This window comes from Rhizobium sp. CB3060 (genome assembly GCF_025200735.1).
Taxonomy (GTDB): Bacteria; Pseudomonadota; Alphaproteobacteria; order Rhizobiales; family Rhizobiaceae; genus Rhizobium.
Genome location: NZ_CP104159.1, coordinates 264,011 through 282,390, shown reverse-complemented (window position 1 = coordinate 282,390; position 18,380 = coordinate 264,011). Strand labels below are relative to the sequence as shown.

Sequence of the window (18,380 nt, the reverse complement as noted above, 5' to 3'; positions counted from 1 at the left end):
TTGGACAAGGGGACCTGTGGCGAAGCTGCCAGCGCTGACCAGGAGCATGAAAGCGAAGCGAAGCCGTGCAATTCATGGCATGTGGTATGTCCATCAGATCATGCGGACCGCCCTGCTCTCGCCAATGACCTTCCCTTCCGTATTCAAGTTTATTATAAAAATATCATATACACACAGCATTCGGCGGGATGCGGTCATGAAAATAATACTTCCTTGAGCTAATATGCCCTACATTGTCCGAAATCCTGGGGAGGGGCGAGTGAACAGCGAAGCAGTGGCAACCGCAAATCTAATGTTCGACTTTTTGTCGGAAACAACAGCCGCAAAAAGCAAGGAAGACATACTCGGATCCCTGGACAGATCCGCACGCCACTTCGGTTTCAACTGTTTTGCAATTTCCGGCATACCCTTGCCCACAGAACGCATCGATTCCTACTTCATGTTGAATGCCTGGCCGACGGAATGGTTTGAACACTATTTGTCGAACAATTACGTGCACGCTGATCCCATTATCCAGCTCTGTAAGATGCAGGACGGCGCTTTCGTTTGGTCGGAGGCGCTGCGAGATCAAGAGCTTGGCCGTCACGGGCGACGCGTCATGAACGAAGCCAGGGAATTCAAAATGAAAGACGGCTACAGCGTGCCGTTGCACACAGCGAGCGGCTTCCAGGCGGTTGTTACATTTGGTGCCGAAAAGGTGGACCTCTCCAACGCCGCCAGAGGGGCGTTGCATATTCTGTCGATCTACGCCCACAACGCCCTGCGTGGCCTCATGGCAAAAGAGGCGAGATCGCGAGATCGAAGCTTGTTGCGGATCACGGCGCGGGAACGCGAGATCATTCAATGGTGCGCGGCGGGCAAGACAGCCATCGAGATCGCCGAAATTCTGGGACGTTCGCACCGCACCATTCAGAATGAGATCCTGAATGTTCAGCGCAAACTGAATGTCGTGAATTCGGCGCAGATGATAGCGGAAAGTTTTCGTTTCGGAATACTTCGCTAAAGGGTCTTAGAAGTCGGCTAACGACTGAAAGCTGGGTATTTTTACTCATTTAAATGACAGGGACTATCATGCATTCTTGCCGTAAAATCAGGGGCAAGGATGATAAAAGTCTACGTCGGTTGCTCGGCAACGAACGAGCAAACAATGGAGAAAATTTGGCGCTTTCGGCACGAGCAATTTGTGGAAAGGCTCGGTTGGGAAGCCATTCGCAGAAGCGACGGATTGGAAATTGACCAGTTCGATCGCGACCGCGCCGTGCATCTCGCCCTCTTTCACGAAGATGCCGTTGTCGGATATACGCGATTGCTCCCGACGACAGAACCGCATTTGTTGTCGGACGTATACCCTCAGATAATGAACGGCGGAACATGGCCACGCTCGCCAGACATTTTCGAGTGGACCCGATGTGTCGCGGAAGGTGACATACTGATCAATCAGGTGCCGGCCTCCCATGTCTTGATGACCGGCGTCATGGAGTTTTGCCTTGTCGCTGGCATTACTTCGGTGATTGTCGAAACGCATCCAAAGTTGGTGGATCTGCTGATTTCGACGGGTTGGCAGGTAACCAAACTCGGATTGCCATCACTGCTGGAGGGCGGCTTGATTGTGCCGATCCAAGCAAAGCCTTCGATGGCCGGTTTGATGAAGCATCATCAACTCTACTCCATCCAGGGAACAACCCTCTTGCTGGAACCAGAGCTTCGCAACCCGCTGAAGCCCGAGACTATTTTGAGCCACCTTCCCTATTTGGCTCATGCAAGAGCTCGTTCAAACCACAATGAAAGCGCCTATTTGGCTAAGTGAAAGCAATGGCCAAATCCGCAAGCGCGAGCCGGCTTGAAGCAGGCGACATTATGCGATCGGAAGGCGCTGCAAGCGCCGATTGTCGAACGCGGCCGACGGATTTCAAACGAGATGCGCCAGGTCGCTCCGTTCCGGAAACGAGCTGAAATGAGGGGGTTATGTCACTGCTGCGAGCATTGGTCGAGCAGATTAGATCCGTCCAAGAACGCGATCGCCGTCCGGACGGCGACGACGTTTACAATGAGCCATGGGTGCAACGCATGATCGATCAGTTCGATCGAGAATTGAGGGCTGCAGAATGCCGGACAAACCGGAAAGACGCTTCAGGACCAGTTGGTGTGAGATGACAAGCGATAAACAGAACGAAAATGCAATTTTTGCGGAATCCGAAATCTATATTAAGGAGCTGGTGCACGACCAGGCCAATAATTTGAGAGCGATCATCACTCAGGTATTTGAAAACCAGACGTCCACCGAGGACGTCACATTGATACGATATCTGCTTCAAATGCTCAGCGTAGCAACTGAAACTGAGGTCGAAAGAAAGGTCCACTAGCTTGCAAGAAAAAGCGCCGTGAAACGCGGCGGCGCCGATCGGCCCAGGATCTCGGGCATGAGGCCTGCCGATCGATAAATCGGCAGGCGATATGACGCTACCATTGACCTCCGCACGCCTTCTGCCTAGGCAGTTCTCGTATCTGCTGCCCAAATGATAGCTGGGCGATCAGTCAGCTCGCCAAGGCGAAGTTCGTTTCCCTTGTGTGCTCAACGGAGCCGCGCGCTTTGCTCAGTTTGAACCGTGCGACGAAATTGGCCAAAGAATTTGTTTCGTCGGCAAGGCTTCTTGCGGCAGCCGTCGTCTCTTCAACCATCGCCGCGTTTTGCTGCGTAACCTTATCCATCAAGTCCGCAGCCGCCGAAACCTCTCGCAAACTTACCGCTTGCTCCGCAGCGCTGGCTGCAATTGCGTTTACGGTCTCGGTTAGATCGCTGACCTTGGTGACGATGTGCGACAGAGATGTTCCCGTCTCCTCGACGAGATCGACACCTGCTCCTACCTGTGACGACGACAGCGAAATCAGCGCGGCAATTTCCTTGGCAGCCTGGGCCGATCTTTGCGCAAGTTCCCGAACTTCCTGAGCCACAACTGCAAAGCCCTTGCCTGCCTCCCCGGCCCGCGCAGCTTCGACGCCGGCATTCAGAGCAAGCAGATTTGTCTGGAAGGCAATCTCGTCGATCACCCGCAGGATATTGCCGACCTTGTTGGAGGAGGTTTGAATCTCCATCATCGCCGAGATTGCGCGGGAAACGACCTCGCTACCCATCTTGGCATCGCCTCGCGCGTTCGAAACAACATCTTGCGCTTTGCGGGAGCCGTCTGCGGTCTCATTCACGCCACGGGTGACTTCACCAAGCGCCGCGACCGTTTCTTCAAGAGAGGCTGCCTGCTGCTCGGTGCGCCGCGCGAGATCGTTGGATGCATTGGAAATCTCGTTGAGCCCGCCCCTGATCGTGTAGACGGACTGGACGACATTGAGGATCGTTTCCTCGAGAGCCGCGATGGCGGTGTTGAAATTTTGCCGGATCATCTCGAATTCCGGGGCGACTGGTTCGTTCATGCGCACCGTGAGATCGCCGGAAGCAAGGCGTTCAAATCGCGTTTGCACGGTCTCAACAAACTGGCGGAGGTCCTCGGCCTTGGCAACTTCGTGATTCCGCTGCGTCTTTCGATCCAATTCGATCTGGCCTTGCAGGATTTCCTGGTCGGCCTTCATCTTGTCGCCGTTGGCGAGTTCCTGGCGAAACATCTCCAGAGCCGAGATGAGGCTTCCGAGCTCATCGCTCCTCTTGCCGACCGCGATCGCGTCACGATAGTTCCCATTCGCCATGCGATGGACATGGGCCAGCACATTCGTCAGCGGCTTGCCGATCAGGCTTCGGCTCGCGATCAGGATGACGCCGAGCGTCACGACCAGAATAGCGAAGCCGCCAAGGATGGCGCTATACATCTGCTGGCGAACAGGTGTCGCGAAAGCCGAAGCGGGAACGTCAAGAATTGCGGCCCAGGTCGTATTCATTCCGGGCGCGCTAAACGGATAGACGAGGCGAACTACGCCGTCTGGCATTCCGGGGACGACGCGCATTTTGCCATCCGCCAGCGCTTGTTTGACCAGATCGGCGCCGACGTCGCCATAGTCCTTCATGAGATTATCCTGGCTCGGATGCGCGAGCCATTTTCCATCATTGGCTACAAGCATGACGCGCCCGTCTCCGAACGGATGCATGGTGTTGAGCGCCGCTGTCAGATCATCGAGTTTTATGTCAACACCCGCCAATCCGACGATATGCCCATCCAACGTCATCGGGACGGAAACCGACGTGACCAGCTTCTTCATGTTGGTGAGATAGGGAGAGGTGATGACCGGCTTTCCGGTTTCCAGCGGAACGCGATAATATTCCTGCTTGGGATCGATTTTCCAAGTCGAGAACTCCATCTGGCCGCTGTCGCCCTTGGTCCAATAAGGCGTGAAAATACCTTCCTTGTTCAATCCCTCATCGCCGGAGGTCGGCTTTGGGGACTTCCCGTCGATAAGTTCGCACATCCAGGCGCCGAATACATTGGAGTATTGCGGCGGCACCGTCTTTAGCATGGCAACAATATCCGCCCGCTTTCTTGATCCGCCATCGACAAAACCTACCAGCGATGACGCTAGCGCCTTGCCTGCCGAAGTCGCTTCGGTGATTTGAACAGCAACACTCTGGCTGACAGAAGCTGCCTGCTCCGTCGCCCGGAGCATGACTTCCTGTTCGGTCCTGACCTTGGCGGAAATTGTGTTGATTGCTGTATATCCAAGCAAAATCGTCGCAACTGCAATACCGGTTGCAATTACGAGCTTCCCCGAAAGCGTCTTCATTGGTATCCGCGTGCTCCATTTCGCATCTTTCGAATTTTTTTCAAAAGAAAATAAATTTCTCATGAAGAATCGCAGGGTGACTTTTCAAAAAGTGCGGAGCTATGCGCATAGGCTCTCATTCTGATAGCGGATCGGGCGAACGCATCAGTCGAGAAGGATTTCGTCAAACACGGACCGGTCGACGGTTCATGCGACCGCGTTCGCGATGGGCGAAATCTGAACATCAAAGAGATGATCGTGAGGGCGCAAGCAACGCGCCCACACGATATGATCTACAACGGGCTATCCGATCGTCATCAGACTTGCATTCCCGCCCGCTGCCGCGGTGTTGATCGAGGTCGACACCTCTTCCAGCAGCCAGTTGAGGCAATATGCGTCGGGGTCGCTCTCTACTTCATCCGTGGTCGCCGCCTGCACCAGGAGGAGCGGGCCGGGAAGAGCCGCAATCTTCTGATTGATGGACTGGACCCTAGCCCGATCCCCTTCCACCAGCGCACCCGAAAACGGCCCGTCCTTCTCCCAGTTCGACGTCCAGGAAATGCGGCTCGAAACGGATGATGGCAAGTCCGGCAAAACGGATTCCAAACCGGATCCCGCATCTATAGCGATCTGGTTTCCTGTCGACAGAGCAGCGGCAATCTGGCGGAAAAGACCGGTCTTTGTCTCCGGCACCAGGAGGATTCGGCCGCGAGGATGAAGCGCGTAGAGATTGCGTTCGCCAACAGGCCCGACCAACTCGCGTTCCAGTCCCAGCGCCGATCGGCTTGCATAGCCACGGGCCGCTTCGCCTTCCGCTGACAATCCCCGACGATCCAGCCAGATGATGTAGTCCCGCAATGCCGGGTCGGTATGAACCGAATCCTGCTGCGGCGGAACAGGCGCTTTCTGAACCAGGCGGCCGATATAGAGCGGGCCACCAGCCTTCGGACCGGTACCGGAGAGGCCACGTCCACCGAATGGTTGAACGCCAACGACCGCTCCAATGATATTCCGGTTCACATAAAGGTTGCCGGCCTTGATGCGGCTCGTCACATGCGCGATCGTTTCATCGAGCCGGGTATGAAGGCCGAAGGTGAGACCGTAGCCGGAAGCGTTGATATCATCGATCAGGCGATCGAGCCCGTTTCTGCGGTAGCGAATGACGTGCAGAACCGGCCCGAACACCTCTCTGGTGAGGTCGGAAAGGGATCGGATCTCGACGATCGTCGGCGGCACAAACGTCCCGGCCACGGCGCCCTCGTGGAGCGGCAACTGATGCACCTTGCAGCCAAGACCGCGCATATGTTCGATATGCTGATCGATCTCGGTCTTGGCACTGTCATTGATGACCGGACCAACGTCGATGTTCAACCGATCGGTGCGGCCGATCGTCAGCTCCTTGAAGGCGCCCTTGAGCATATTAAGAGTTCGGTCTGCAATATCATCCTGAAGGCACAGGACGCGCAATGCCGAGCAGCGCTGGCCGGCGCTATCGAAGGCAGAGGCGATCACATCGGCGACGACCTGCTCGGCAAGTGCGGACGAGTCGACGATCATGCCGTTCTGGCCGCCCGTTTCGGCAATCAGCGGAATGGGCTTGCCCGTGGTGGCCGATAGGCGCTCGACCAACTGCGCCTGAATGAGGCGGGCGACTTCCGTCGACCCCGTGAACATGACGCCTGCCGTTTCGGGAGCGCCGACAAGAGCAGCACCAAGGCGACCGCTACCGGGTACGAATTGCAGCGCCCCCTGTGGCACTCCCGCCTCGTGCAGGATTTTGACGCTTTCCGATGCGATGATCGGCGTCACGCCAGCGGGCTTCGCAAGCACTGGGTTACCTGCCACGAGGGCTGCCGCCACCTGTCCGGTGAAGATCGCAAGCGGGAAGTTCCACGGGCTGATGCAGACGATCGGTCCAAGCGGCGCATGCGCCGGACCGAGCGTCTTGCGGGCCTGGTCGGCATAGTAGCGCAGGAAATCAATGGCTTCCCGAACCTCGCCAACGGCATTGGCCGCCGACTTCCCTGCCTCGCGCATGACTATCCCCATCAACGTCTCGATACGGGACTGCATGATGTCGGCGGCCCGCTCCAGGCATGCCGCGCGCTCTGCCGGGGGAACAGCAGCCCATTGTGGGGCGTGTTCGGCAGCCATGCGAGCAATGCGGGCTGCTTCTTCGACCTTGAGCTCAGTGACCGTCCCGACGACGTCGCGGTGATCGGCTGGATTGAGAACCTGCCGTGTCACCCCATCAGTCGAACCGTCTGCGAGGATGGGAAGCGCGTGCCATGGCGTCTGGACCGTCGCGGCCAGCGATTGCGACAACTCGAAGAGGGTCTTCTCACTCGACAGGTCGAGACCGGAGGAATTGGCACGAGCTCTGCCATATAGGTCGCCAGGAAGAGCGATCAGTTCATGGGGTGCGCCGACCACGGGCATTGCCGCGACGACTTCAGCGGGATCGGCGACCAGTGCGTCGATCGAAACATTCGGATCGGAGATACGGTTTACGAAGGAGGAATTGGCGCCGTTTTCCAGGAGACGTCGGACCAGATAGGCGAGCAGCGTTTCATGCGTGCCGACGGGCGCATAAATCCGGCAGGGGCGATCGAGCTTCTGCTTGCCGACGACCTCGTCATAAAGCGGCTCGCCCATGCCATGCAAGCACTGAAACTCATACTTGCCGACTTCGAAATCCGGACCCGCCAGATGATAGATCGTAGCAAGCGTCTGCGCATTGTGGGTGGCAAACTGCGGGAACACCGCATCCGGCGCGGCAAGCAGCTTGCGTGCGCAGGCGACATAGGCGACGTCGGTATAGATCTTGCGGGTATAGACCGGAAAATCCTCAAGGCCATCAAGCTGGGCGCGCTTGATTTCGGCGTCCCAATAGGCACCCTTGACGAGGCGCACCATTATCCGACGCTCAGAGCGACGAGCCAGATCGATAATGTAATCGAGCACGAACGGGCAGCGTTTGCCGTATGCCTGCACCACGAAGCCGAGGCCGTTCCAACCCTTGAGAGCGGGATCGAAGCAAAGCTCCTCGAGAAGATCAAGCGAAAGCTCCAGCCGGTCGGCTTCCTCGGCGTCGATATTGAGGCCGATATCATATCCCTTTGCGAGCGCAGCCAATGACTTCACTTTCGGCAGCAGCTCGCTCATCACCCGACCGGACTGCGAGCGGCTGTAGCGTGGATGTAGTGCCGAGAGCTTGATGGAGATGCCGGGCCCATTATAGATGCCCCGCCCTGCCGCGGCTTTCCCGATCGCGTGGATCGCATTTTCATAATCGCGGAAATAGCGCTCGGCATCAGCCGCCGTTGTCGCCGCCTCGCCGAGCATATCGTAGGAATAGCGGAAGCCGCGGGCCTCCAGCGGTTGGGCGCGCTTCAGCGCCTCCTCGATTGTTTCGCCGGTGACGAACTGCTCGCCCATCATGCGCATTGCCATGTCGACACCGCGGCGGATCACTGGCTCGCCGGCGCGCGCGATCAGCCGCGTCAGCGCTGCCGAAAGGCTGCGGTCGTTGACGGTGGAGGTCAGCTTGCCGGTGACTACAAGCCCCCAGGTAGCAGCGTTGACGAACAGCGATTTGCCGCCGCCAATGTGAGACGACCAGTCGCCCTCGGCAATCTTGTCTCGAATGAGTGCGTCACGGGTATCGGTGTCGGGAATGCGCAAGAGCGCTTCGGCAAGGCACATCAGAGCCACGCCTTCCTGGCTCGACAGCGAGTACTCGTGCACAAGCCCTTCAACACCGGTGCCCTTATGCTTGGCGCGCAGCGCTTCGATCAGGGTGCGGGCAGTGCTGCGAATGTCATAGCGCTTTGCTTCGGAGACACGGGCCGCAGCGACAAGCGGTGGCAGACATTCGGTTTCCGGCCGGCGATAGGCAGCGGTAATTGCTTGCCGAAGTTCGGATTGCGGTCGAATGGGCGGCGCGAAGTCAGCAAAGGGTGACACGCCGTCGTGGGAAGAGGTGGAATTGGGTACCGCGTCTAGCATGGGAATACCTGTGAACGATGTGTCGATTAGCGAATGAATGAAACGCCGGCTTCGCCGTCGTCGGGATGGTCCAGCCAGGCCGGACCTGAATACTCGGTGTCTCGAAGCGGCACCGCATCCGGCTTGCTCGCCTTAACAGCGAGCGCAGCCGCCACCGCTCTGATCGCCACCGGCCGATAGTGAGCCAGCAGATCCGGCTCCTGACTGACTTCGCGTTTCTTATTGTAGTTATACATCCGTGATCCCCTTTTGACGCGAGCGAAATAGGCAAAATCAGATGCCGACCGCCTCATAGGCCTCTGCAATCTGATTGAGATGCAAAGCGCATCGTTTGATCCGCCGAACGGTATGTCGATGAGCGCGTTTTTGAAGGAATCCTTCGACCTTCTTGGCTGCGGAATTCATCTGGACTTCTTCCTCCACCGGCTTCGCTTCATCATAACCGAGGAGATAAAGTCATTCAGACTTGATTAAGGCCGAATGATTGATGTATTCACTTATTTGAACGGCAATAGGATTGCAAAATGTCTACAGAAAAGGCTCAAACTAGTGAATTGGACCAGTTTGATTTGAAGATCCTCGAAGTCGTTACCGAGGACGGCCGAATCTCGATTACGGATCTGGCCAGCCGGATCGGATTATCGAAAACCCCTTGTCAGCTTCGCCTTAAGAGACTCGTGGACGAAGGATACATCGTGGGATTCTCGGCTATCTTGAATCCCGCCAAACTTGGGCTCGATCACGTCGCCTTCGCGGAAGTGAAGCTGACGAGTACCAAGGAAGACGCGTTGAAAAGCTTCAATGCAGCAGTGAGGAAGATCAAGGAGGTGGAAGAATGCCACATGATCGCAGGGCGTTTTGATTATCTGATCAAGATAAGAACACGGGACATCCGCCGATACCGCCACGTCCTCGGAGAAAAAATATCGACCCTCCCCTACGTGGCGAGCACATCCACAAGTGTGGCGATGGAAACAGTCAAGGAAGGCGGCCGAATAAAGACAAGCGGCTTGTAGCGGCCATCATCGGACAGCAACGTCATTGCTGCATGGCATGCGCTGTCTCTTTCAACCACGCGGTAAACTGAGCGACATGCGGATTTTTTGCGCTTCGCCGCGGAACAACAATGAAATAACCGTTCCTCGTCGCGATCGACTGCTCGGTCAGCCGAACAAGCGCTTTCCTGTTCAAGAGATCCTGAACGAGGCGCCGCCAGCCGAGTGCGATCCCCTGCCCGTTCAATGCAGCGTAAACCGCTTCGGTATAAAAACTGCAGCGCATGCCGAGGGAGCGCTTGGGTGCTTCCACCGAGAACGCAGCGAGCCACTCGTTCCAGCCTGTCCAACTTGGGTCGTCGGTGTCGGAGCTGATGAGCGGATAGCGCACCAACTCGGCAAGATCTCCGATTTTTCCGAGGTTCTCAGCATATTCCTGGCTGCAGACCGGAAAGATCTCATCATCGAAAAGCAGTTCAGCCTGTCCATCCGGCCACATGCCATTGCCATAACGGATGGCGAGGTCCACGTCGCTGCTCCCAAGGCTGGTCGCGTTGTCCTGTGTAATGATGCGAAGCGCGCTGTCTGGGCAGACTTTCGAGAAGGAAGAGATCTTCGGCAGCAGCCAGAAATGTGAGAATGCGACGGTGGCGGAAATCGTCAGCCCTTCGGCTGCCTCTTCCTTGGTGATTTCAGAGATCGTTTCGGCAAGAAGGTTGAAGGCGGTGGTTGCGGCCGTCGACAGGGTTCTTCCTTTTTCAGTCAGCTCTATCCTGCGGTGCAAGCGCCGAAAAAGATCGAAACCCAGCATTTCTTCGAGCAGATGAATCTGCCGGCTGACGGCGGCTTGCGTAACGCCGAGCTCGCTTGCCGCACGCGTGAAGCTGCCATTGCGAGCCACGGCTTCAAATGCAGTCAATCCGGTCAAAGGAGGCAATCGTCGCCGCAGACTTACCATGGAAAACCTTATTGATGAGGGGTGCAGCCGCACCAGCCTCAGCAGTTTTTTGCATTACATTCCATTATGTCAAGGCGGCTTATTTTTGCCGTTGAGAAAAAGGGCCTCTTCCTCCCATCCTGCCCAAAGTCGCGGTCCGACACAGCGCCAACCGTTTACCTCATCTTTGGTTCCCGTTGCTCCGCCGAAGATCCGTCCTCCGGCAAATCCACTGCATCCACAGACCTATAGGAACGCCTCGAATGCAAAATGCCTCTGCACTTATCGGCAGTCATGATCACACAACCGTTTTCAAAGACGAACGAAAGAAAGCATATCTCAATCCAGAAGGCGCCGATCGGCCGCTCCGCAGTTCCATTCCGGCGCATGTTCTCGATACGGCGCGGCATTATCGGCTCGGTCGTTTGCGTATGAAGATGGAGGAAGCCAACTGTTCCGCCCTGCTTCTCTATGATCCCGTGAACATAAGATATGCTTTCGACTCGTCGAATATGAGCATCTGGACGATGCATAATCCAGCCCGCTACGCTTTGATCCTGGCCGACGGACCAGCGATCATGTTTGAGTTCGAGGGCTCGGAACACCTCAACCAAGGTCTTCCCTGTGTCGATGAAATCCGGCCGGCAAAATCCTGGATCTTCTTCACCGCAGGCAATTTGGTTGAAGAACGACTAGAAGGATGGGCTGACGAGATCGCCGACATCCTGAGGGAAAAAGGTCGGAATCACCGCCTGGCCGTGGACCGGCTCGACCCTCCAGGCGCTTTTGCGCTGCAAAAGAGAGGCATAGAACTGCTCGACGGCCAGGAGTTGGCGGAGCGGGCGCGGTCCATAAAAAGTGCCGAGGAAATCGAACTGATGCGCTGGACCATCCGCGTTTGCGAGGCCGGCATGGCGCGGATGTATGAGGCCTCAGAACCCGGCCGGACGGAACGCGAGATCTGGGCGGAACTCCATTTCGAGAACGCGCGCAGCGGCGGCGAGTGGCTTGAAACGAAGCTGCTGACCGCGGGGGCCAGAACGAACCCGTGGTACCAGGAATGCTCGGACTACATGGTGAAATCCGGAGAAATGATCTCCTTCGACACGGATATGATTGGCCCCTACGGATATTGTGCCGACTTGTCTCGCTCGTGAACTTGCGGCCATGTGGCGATGACACCCAAGCAGCGCGAGCTCTATTCGGCGGCAAGGGAGCAGATCGAACATAATCTTTCCCTGCTGAAGCCCGGACTGAGCTTCCTGGAATTCAATGAAAGATCCTGGCGCATTCCGGAAAAATACATACCCTATCGCTATACATTGGCGCTGCATGGAACAGGCATGTGCGACGAGTGGCCGGGCGTGTTGCTGCATCCGGATTATGACGAGAATTTCGCCGGCGTCGTGGAAGAGAACATGGTGTTGAACGTCGAAAGTCTCATCGCCGAAGACGGATCAGAGAGTATCAAACTGGAAACCCAGGTGCTCATTACCGCGAACGGTGCGGAAAGGCTGGATACCTTCCCTTGGGAGGAGAATTGATGCACGGGACTGCGGACAGGTATCTGATACCGCAGTGTCCAATTCGCTGATGGTAATGGCCGCCTGGTGGTTTGCCAGGCGGCCTTTGCATGATTTGATCTATTCTCAGGCGGCCAGCACGCCGTTTTTCTTGGCTGTCCAGGTGGCGATATAGTCCATCAGCGCCGGGTTCAGGCAATCATAGGGCTCAAGCCCCTGTTCCTTCAGACGGGCTCGCACGGCATCCATTTTGGCTGGGTCGTATCCGCTTTCGATAATCGACGAAACGAACGCGGCAAAGCCAGGCGCGGCCCAACCCTTCCCTTCGAAACGCTCGGGATGAACGAAAGACAGTCCCTTGAAGGGATGATCGCGCTCGACAGGTCCGTACATATGGACGCCGCATTCCTTGCAGGCATGGCGCTGGATCAGCGCCGACGGGTCGACGACCGCGAGTTTGTCGCCGTTCTCCAGAACTTCGACATTCTCCGTCGGCGCGACGGCGACGACAGAGAATACCGCATCTTCGGGCTTCCAGCATTTCGTGCAGCCGCAGGCGTGATTGTGCGCAATGTCGCCCTTGATGCGGACCTTCACCGGGTTGCTTGCGCAATTGCAGATGAGGGTGCCTCCGGAAAAGGATGCGTCGGTCGCCCGATATCCGGAGTCGACCGTCGGATGTATTGATATGCTCGTCATTGAGGTTTCTCCCTTCCTCCTGGGTCACGGCAGAATGCCGCGACCGAGCTGTAGTTCTCTCTTGAGCCTTCTACGCTAGCCTCTCGGCGTGCCAGCGCAGATGATCGTCCATGAAAGTCGAGATGAAGCTGTAGGAGTGGCCGTAGCCCTCCTGCATCCTGAGGCGAAGCGAGATGCCGGCGGTGTCGCACGCGGCCTTCAGCTCGTTCGGGCGGAGCCCATCTTCCAGAAAGCTGTCAGCAGTCCCCTGATCGACGAGCATTTCCGGAAATCTGCGTCCGTCCTCTATCAGCGCGCAGGCGTCGTACTCGCGCCAGCTTTGCTGGTCGGGTCCGAGATATTTCTCCAATGCCGGCTTCGACCATCCGGAGACGCTCGGGCGGCTGATCGGTGCGAAGGCCGAGCAGCTTCGGTAACGATCCGGATTCTTGAGGGCGATGGTTATCGCCCCGTGCCCGCCCATCGAATGGCCAAAAATCCCTTGCCGCTCCATGTCGGCGTGGAACTCCTCAGCAACCAGAGCCGGCAGCTCCTGGGTGATGTAGGTGTACATCCGATATTTCTCGGCCCATGGCTTTTGCGCGGCGTCGAGATAGAAGCCGGCGCCCTTGCCCATCTGCCAGTTTTCCGGCTCGTCCGGCACCGCATCCCCTCTGGGACTTGTGTCCGGGCAGACGACGATGATCCCGAGATGTGCAGCAAGCCGCCTGTACTCCCCCTTGTCCATGACGTTTGCATGCGTGCAGGTGAGACCGGAGAGATACCAGAGGACCGGACATGGGCGTTCGGCGGCCTGCGGTGGGACGTAGACGGCGAACGTCATCTCGCACCCGCATGCCTGCGACGCGTGCGAGTAGACGCCCTGCGTTCCGCCGAACGACCTCTCTTTCGATATGGTCTTCATGGCTTTAATAGACCACGACGCCGCGGATGCTTTCGCCCTTGTGCATCATGTCGAAGCCCTTGTTGATGTCCTCGAGCGGCATGGTGTGGGTGATCATCGGGTCGATCTGGATCTTGCCCTGCATGTACCAGTCGACAATCTTTGGCACGTCGGTGCGGCCACGGGCGCCGCCGAAGGCCGTGCCCATCCAGTTGCGGCCGGTCACAAGCTGGAAGGGACGGGTCGAGATTTCCTGGCCGGCGCCGGCAACGCCGATGATGACCGACTTGCCCCAGCCGCGATGCGACGATTCCAGCGCCTGGCGCATCACCTTGGTGTTGCCGGTGCAGTCGAAGGTATAGTCGGCCCCGCCGATGAGGTCGCCATTGCGCTTCGTCAGGTTGACGAGATAAGGCACGATGTCGTCGCCGACCTCCTTCGGATTGACGAAATGCGTCATGCCGAATTTCTCGCCCCAGGCCTTGCGGTCGTTGTTGATGTCGACACCGATGATCATGTCGGCGCCGGCAAGCTTCAGGCCCTGCAGGACGTTGAGGCCGATGCCGCCGAGACCGAAGACGATCGCCGTCGAGCCGATCTCCACCTTGGCGGTGTTGATGACCGCACCGATGCCGGTGGTGACGCCGCAGCCGATATAGCAGATCTTGTCGAAGGGAGCGTCCGGGTTGACCTTGGCAACGGCAATCTCCGGCAGCACGGTGAAATTGGCGAAGGTCGAGCAGCCCATATAGTGATGGATCTTGTCCTTGCCGATCGAAAAGCGCGAGGTGCCGTCCGGCATCAGGCCTTGGCCTTGCGTCGAACGGATCGCGGTGCAGAGATTGGTCTTGCGGCTGAGGCAGGAATAACATTCGCGGCATTCGGGCGTATAAAGCGGAATGACATGATCGCCCTTCTTGACCGAGGTCACCCCCGGGCCGACATCGACGACGATGCCGGCGCCCTCATGGCCGAGGATCGCCGGAAACAGGCCCTCCGGATCGGCGCCCGACAGGGTGAAATCGTCGGTATGGCAGATGCCGGTCGCCTTGACCTCGATCAGCACCTCGCCGGCCTTCGGGCCATCGAGCTGAACGGTCATGACTTCCAGCGGTTTACCGGCGGCAACGGCTACGGCGGCGCGTACGTCCATGGATGTGGTTCCCTTCTCGTTTCGTTCGTGGTTTACATATTCGGATAGACCGGCCCCTCGCCGCCCTGCGGCGGCACCCAGTTGATGTTCTGGTTGGGGTCCTTGATGTCGCAGGTCTTGCAGTGCACGCAGTTCTGGGCGTTGATGACGAAGATGTCCTTGCCGTCCTTTTCCACCCATTCATAGACGCCAGCCGGACAGTAGCGCGTCGACGGGCCGGCATAGATGTCGTGCTCCGAGCGCTTCTGCAGGTCCATGTCCTTGACCTTGAGATGCACCGGCTGGTCTTCCTCATGATTGGTGTTCGACAGGAACACCGACGAGAGACGATCGAAGGTCAGAACGCCATCCGGCTTTGGATAGGCGATCGGCTTGTGCTGGGCGGCCGGCTCCAGTGACTGCGCATCGGTCTTGCCGTGTTTCAGCGTGCCGAAGAAGGAAAAGCCGAACAGCGTGTTCGTCCACATGTCGAGACCGCCAAGCGCCACGCCTATCGCCGTGCCGAACTTCGACCACAGCGGCTTGACGTTGCGGACCTTCTTCAGGTCGCGGCCGATGTCGGTGCTGCGCCATTCGTTCTCGATCTCGATCACTTCGTCATTGGCGCGGCCGGCGGCGATCGCCGCGGCGATCTTGTCGGCCGCCAGCATGCCCGACAGCACCGCATTGTGGCTGCCCTTGATGCGCGGCACGTTGACGAAACCGGCCGAACAGCCGATCAGCGCCCCCCCGGGGAAGGAAAGCTTCGGCACCGACTGGTAACCGCCTTCGGTGATGGCGCGCGCCCCATAGGAGAGGCGTTTGCCGCCCTCGAAGGTGGAGCGGATCGCCGGGTGCGTCTTGAAGCGCTGGAATTCCTCGAAGGGATAGAGATAGGGGTTCTTGTAATTGAGGTGCACGACGAAGCCGACGGCGACGAGATTGTCTTCGAGGTGATAGAGGAACGAGCCGCCGCCGGTCTTCATGCCCAAAGGCCAGCCGAAGGAGTGCTGCACCAGGCCCTGTTTGTGGTGCTCGGGCTTAACCTGCCAGAGTTCCTTGAGGCCGATGCCGAACTTCGGTACGTCACGTCCCTCATCGAGCTTGAACCTGGCAATGAGCTGCTTGGCAAGCGAACCGCGCACGCCTTCGCCGATCAGCACGTATTTGCCGAGCAGCGCCATGCCGCGGGTATAGTTCGGGCCGGGCTCGCCGTTCTTTTCGATACCCATGTCGCCAGTGGCAACACCGATGACGGCACCTTCGTCATTGTAAAGCACTTCGGTGGCGGCAAAGCCGGGATAGATCTCGACACCGAGGGCCTCCGCCTTTTCGGCGAGCCAGCGACAGACGTTGCCGAGCGAGACGATATAATTGCCGTGATTGTTCATCAGCGGCGGCATCAGCGCGTTCGGCAGGCGGACGGAGCCGGCCGGTCCGAGCACCAGGAAATGATCGTCCGTCACCTTGGTCTTGAAAGGATGGCCGTCTTCTTGGCGCCAGCCGGGCAGCAGGCGGTCGATGCCGATGGGATCGACAACGGCACCCGACAGGATATGGGCGCCGACTTCCGCGCCCTTCTCGAGCACGACGACGGTCAGATCGGGATTGACCTGCTTCAGACGGATCGCCGCCGCAAGACCAGCCGGCCCCGCTCCGACGATCACCACGTCGAATTCCATGCTTTCCCGTTCTGGCAGCTCGCTAGCGTCGGTCATTGCGATATCACAGCGCCTTTTCGAGTTCCGGCAGGGCCTCGAAGAGATCGGCGACGAGGCCATAGTCGGCAATCTGGAAGATCGGGGCCTCTTCGTCCTTGTTGATGGCGACGATGACCTTACTATCCTTCATGCCGGCGAGATGCTGGATGGCACCGGAGATGCCGCAGGCGATATAGAGCTGTGGCGCCACCACCTTGCCGGTCTGGCCGACCTGCCAGTCGTTCGGGGCATAACCGGCATCGACGGCAGCGCGGGATGCGCCGACGGCCGCCCCGAGCTTGTCGGCGACGGGAAGGATGACTTCCTTGAACTTCTCCGCCGAACCGAGCGCGCGGCCACCGGAGATGATGATCTTTGCAGACGTCAGTTCCGGACGGTCCGAGGTCGACAATGCATCGGCGACGAAGCTGGACAGGCCGGGATTGGCGACCGCCGGGATTGCTTCGATGCTGGCCGAACCACCGTCTGCGGCAGAGGCGAAGGAAGCGGTGCGCACGGTGATCACGCGTCTGGCATCAGTCGACTGCACCGTCTGAATGGCATTGCCGGCATAGATCGGCCGCTTGAAGGTATCGGCGGAGACGACTTCGATGATTTCCGAGACCTGGGCGACATCGAGCAAAGCGGCAACCCGCGGCAGCACATTCTTGCCGACCGAGGTGGCCGCCGTCAGGATGGTGTCATAGCTGCCAGCCAGGGACACGATGAGGGCTGCGAGCGGTTCGGCGAGATTGTTGGCGAGGCTGGCATCGTCGGCAACCAGCACCTTGGAGACGCCGGCAAGCTTGGCTGCCTGTTCGGCCGCAGTGTTGGCGCCCGCGCCGGCGACGAGGATGTGCACGTCGCTTCCCGTTCCCTGGGCAATCTGTGTCGCCGCCGTCAGCGCCTTGGCGGTCTGGTCGGATAGGTGGTTGCTGTCATGATCAGCCAGAAGAAGAATGGCCATGGGTCTTATCCTTTACATTTGCTGAGTCCATGCTCTTGACCGAAAACCGGTACCCACTTTTCGGGAGCATGAACGGCCTCAGAGCACGCCGGCTTCGGTCTTGAGTTTTTCGACGAGCTCGGCCACCGACTTGACCTTGACGCCCGCCTTGCGGCCCGACGGCTCCTCGGTCTTCAGCACCTTCAGGCGCGGCTCGGTGGAGACGCCGAAGTCGGCAGGTGCCTTCTTGTCGAGCGGCTTCTTCTTCGCCTTCATGATGTTCGGCAGCGAGGCATAACGCGGCTCGTTGAGGCGCAGGTCCGTGGTCACCACCGCCGGCAGCTTGACCTCGATCGTCTGCAGGCCGCCATCGACCTCGCGGGTGACAGTCGCCTTGCCATCGCCGATCTCGATCTTCGAGGCAAACGTCGCCTGCGCCGAGCCCAGCAATGCCGCCAGCATCTGGCCGGTCTGGTTGCTATCATCATCGATCGCCTGCTTGCCGACGATGATCAGGCCGGGCTGTTCGGCCTCGGCGACCCCTTTCAGGATCTTCGCCACCGCCAGCGGCTCGACTTGATCGTCGGTCTCGACCAGGATGGCGCGATCCGCCCCCATGGCCAGCGCCGTCCGCAGCGTCTCCTCGGCCTTGGCCGGACCGATCGATACCACCACCACCTCTTCGGCCTTGCCGGCCTCCTTCAGCCGCAGCGCTTCCTCGACCGAGATCTCGTCGAACGGGTTCATCGACATCTTCACATTCGCAAGCTCGACACCCGTGCCATCCGCCTTCACACGGATCTTCACGTTGTAATCAACCACCCGCTTCACCGGGACGAGAATCTTCATGGCGAAC

13 protein-coding genes and 1 pseudogene are annotated in these 18,380 nt (G+C 58.4%); 4 read left to right on the top strand and 10 right to left on the bottom strand.

Annotated features, from left to right (window positions below; genetic code table 11):
* Positions 1 to 259 precede the first annotated feature (259 nt).
* Together N2601_RS20805 and N2601_RS20800 are read left to right on the top strand one after the other, a co-directional pair.
* Positions 260 to 1,003, top strand: a complete 744-nt coding sequence (locus N2601_RS20805) for a helix-turn-helix transcriptional regulator (RefSeq protein ID WP_260304714.1) — start codon at positions 260 to 262, stop codon at positions 1,001 to 1,003.
* Between the two features lie 144 nt (positions 1,004 to 1,147).
* Complete coding sequence (locus tag N2601_RS20800; RefSeq protein WP_260304713.1) at positions 1,148 to 1,807, top strand: acyl-homoserine-lactone synthase; 660 nt, start codon at positions 1,148 to 1,150, stop codon at positions 1,805 to 1,807.
* A gap of 728 nt (positions 1,808 to 2,535) precedes the next feature.
* Here N2601_RS20800 and N2601_RS20795 read toward each other — a convergent pair.
* The 3 genes from N2601_RS20795 to N2601_RS20785 all read right to left on the bottom strand — a co-directional run bounded on the left by N2601_RS20795 (position 2,536) and on the right by N2601_RS20785 (position 8,945).
* Positions 2,536 to 4,722 carry a methyl-accepting chemotaxis protein gene (locus N2601_RS20795; RefSeq protein ID WP_260304712.1) on the bottom strand — a complete coding sequence of 729 codons (2,187 nt, stop codon included), beginning with the start codon at positions 4,720 to 4,722 and terminating at the stop codon, positions 2,536 to 2,538.
* A gap of 282 nt (positions 4,723 to 5,004) precedes the next feature.
* Complete coding sequence (gene putA / locus N2601_RS20790) at positions 5,005 to 8,709, bottom strand: trifunctional transcriptional regulator/proline dehydrogenase/L-glutamate gamma-semialdehyde dehydrogenase (protein ID WP_260304711.1); 3,705 nt, start codon at positions 8,707 to 8,709, stop codon at positions 5,005 to 5,007.
* 26 nt (positions 8,710 to 8,735) lie between these two features.
* On the bottom strand, positions 8,736 to 8,945 hold the full coding sequence (locus tag N2601_RS20785) for a hypothetical protein (RefSeq protein ID WP_104826160.1): 210 nt from the start codon (positions 8,943 to 8,945) through the stop codon (positions 8,736 to 8,738).
* Between the two features lie 288 nt (positions 8,946 to 9,233).
* Between N2601_RS20785 and N2601_RS20780 the strand changes: the two genes are divergently transcribed.
* Positions 9,234 to 9,725, top strand: a complete 492-nt coding sequence (locus tag N2601_RS20780; protein ID WP_104826159.1) for an Lrp/AsnC family transcriptional regulator — start codon at positions 9,234 to 9,236, stop codon at positions 9,723 to 9,725.
* Positions 9,726 to 9,747: 22 nt separating this feature from the next.
* On the opposite strand, the gene N2601_RS20775 is transcribed toward N2601_RS20780, so the two are convergent.
* Positions 9,748 to 10,632 carry a LysR substrate-binding domain-containing protein gene (locus tag N2601_RS20775; RefSeq protein WP_260304710.1) on the bottom strand — a complete coding sequence of 295 codons (885 nt, stop codon included), beginning with the start codon at positions 10,630 to 10,632 and terminating at the stop codon, positions 9,748 to 9,750.
* Between the two features lie 272 nt (positions 10,633 to 10,904).
* On the opposite strand from N2601_RS20775, the pseudogene N2601_RS20770 reads away from it, so the two are divergent.
* Positions 10,905 to 12,185: pseudogene (locus N2601_RS20770) on the top strand (M24 family metallopeptidase).
* Positions 12,186 to 12,290: 105 nt separating this feature from the next.
* Here N2601_RS20770 and gfa read toward each other — a convergent pair.
* The 6 genes from gfa to N2601_RS20740 form a co-directional block, all read right to left on the bottom strand.
* Positions 12,291 to 12,863 (bottom strand): S-(hydroxymethyl)glutathione synthase, encoded by a 573-nt coding sequence (gene gfa / locus N2601_RS20765; RefSeq protein WP_260304709.1) that lies wholly within the window; start codon positions 12,861 to 12,863, stop codon positions 12,291 to 12,293.
* Between the two features lie 70 nt (positions 12,864 to 12,933).
* Positions 12,934 to 13,767, bottom strand: a complete 834-nt coding sequence (fghA, locus tag N2601_RS20760; RefSeq protein WP_260304708.1) for an S-formylglutathione hydrolase — start codon at positions 13,765 to 13,767, stop codon at positions 12,934 to 12,936.
* A gap of 4 nt (positions 13,768 to 13,771) precedes the next feature.
* Positions 13,772 to 14,899 carry an S-(hydroxymethyl)glutathione dehydrogenase/class III alcohol dehydrogenase gene (locus N2601_RS20755; RefSeq protein ID WP_260304356.1) on the bottom strand — a complete coding sequence of 376 codons (1,128 nt, stop codon included), beginning with the start codon at positions 14,897 to 14,899 and terminating at the stop codon, positions 13,772 to 13,774.
* 32 nt (positions 14,900 to 14,931) lie between these two features.
* A complete protein-coding gene (locus N2601_RS20750; RefSeq protein WP_260304707.1) occupies positions 14,932 to 16,596 on the bottom strand; it encodes an electron transfer flavoprotein-ubiquinone oxidoreductase in 1,665 nt (554 codons plus the stop codon).
* A 7-nt stretch (positions 16,597 to 16,603) separates the two neighbouring features.
* The gene (locus N2601_RS20745) at positions 16,604 to 17,545 is read right to left on the bottom strand and encodes an electron transfer flavoprotein subunit alpha/FixB family protein (protein ID WP_104824515.1); all 942 of its coding nucleotides are present in this window, start codon (positions 17,543 to 17,545) and stop codon (positions 16,604 to 16,606) included.
* 78 nt (positions 17,546 to 17,623) lie between these two features.
* On the bottom strand, positions 17,624 to 18,373 hold the full coding sequence (locus N2601_RS20740) for an electron transfer flavoprotein subunit beta/FixA family protein (RefSeq protein WP_260304706.1): 750 nt from the start codon (positions 18,371 to 18,373) through the stop codon (positions 17,624 to 17,626).
* Between the last annotated feature and the right edge of the window lie 7 nt (positions 18,374 to 18,380).

Bases quoted from the DNA above. Each gene is read 5' to 3' on its own strand.
- N2601_RS20800 (WP_260304713.1), top strand. From the start codon at position 1,148: ATGGAGAAAATTTGGCGCTTTCGGCACGAGCAATTTGTGGAAAGGCTC.
- N2601_RS20795 (WP_260304712.1), bottom strand. From the start codon at position 4,722: ATGAAGACGCTTTCGGGGAAGCTCGTAATTGCAACCGGTATTGCAGTT.
- putA (WP_260304711.1), bottom strand. From the start codon at position 8,709: ATGCTAGACGCGGTACCCAATTCCACCTCTTCCCACGACGGCGTGTCA.
- N2601_RS20785 (WP_104826160.1), bottom strand. From the start codon at position 8,945: ATGTATAACTACAATAAGAAACGCGAAGTCAGTCAGGAGCCGGATCTG.
- N2601_RS20780 (WP_104826159.1), top strand. From the start codon at position 9,234: ATGTCTACAGAAAAGGCTCAAACTAGTGAATTGGACCAGTTTGATTTG.
- gfa (WP_260304709.1), bottom strand. From the start codon at position 12,863: ATGACGAGCATATCAATACATCCGACGGTCGACTCCGGATATCGGGCG.
- fghA (WP_260304708.1), bottom strand. From the start codon at position 13,767: ATGAAGACCATATCGAAAGAGAGGTCGTTCGGCGGAACGCAGGGCGTC.
- N2601_RS20755 (WP_260304356.1), bottom strand. From the start codon at position 14,899: ATGGACGTACGCGCCGCCGTAGCCGTTGCCGCCGGTAAACCGCTGGAA.
- N2601_RS20750 (WP_260304707.1), bottom strand. From the start codon at position 16,596: ATGACCGACGCTAGCGAGCTGCCAGAACGGGAAAGCATGGAATTCGAC.
- N2601_RS20745 (WP_104824515.1), bottom strand. From the start codon at position 17,545: ATGGCCATTCTTCTTCTGGCTGATCATGACAGCAACCACCTATCCGAC.
- N2601_RS20740 (WP_260304706.1), bottom strand. From the start codon at position 18,373: ATGAAGATTCTCGTCCCGGTGAAGCGGGTGGTTGATTACAACGTGAAG.